Here is a 505-nt window from a genome sequence, read left to right on the forward strand (position 1 = left end):
AGCACGCCGGCGGTGATCATGAACATCCAGCGCCAGCCCGGCGCCAACGTGATCGAGGTCGTCGACAGCATCAAGGCGCTGCTGCCGCAGCTGCAGGCCGCGCTGCCGCCAGCCATCGACGTCGCCGCGCTGAGCGACCGCACGACGACGATCCGCGCCTCGGTCAACGATGTCGAGTTCGAACTGGCGATCGCGGTCGGCCTGGTCGTGCTGGTGATCTTCCTGTTCCTGCGCAACCTGCCGGCCACCCTGATCCCGGCGCTCTCGGTGCCGCTATCGCTGGTCGGCACCTTTGGCGTGATGTACCTGATGGGCTTCAGCATCAACAACCTGTCGCTGATGGCGCTGACCGTCGCCACCGGCTTCGTCGTCGACGATGCCATCGTGATGATCGAGAACATCTCGCGCTACGTCGAGCAGGGCGAGGCGCCGCTGCAGGCCGCGCTCAAGGGCTCCAAGCAGATCGGCTTCACCATCGTCTCGCTGACCGTCTCGCTGATCGCGG

At 66.1% G+C, this 505-nt stretch carries 1 protein-coding gene; it reads left to right on the forward strand.

Annotated features, from left to right (window positions below; translation table 11 throughout):
- Positions 1 to 505, forward strand: a 505-nt coding sequence (locus QZH66_RS18355; protein ID WP_305807224.1) for an efflux RND transporter permease subunit, incomplete at both ends; no start/stop codon positions are given.

This window comes from Stenotrophomonas sp. YIM B06876 (genome assembly GCF_030711595.1).
Lineage (GTDB): Bacteria > Pseudomonadota > Gammaproteobacteria > Xanthomonadales > Xanthomonadaceae > Stenotrophomonas.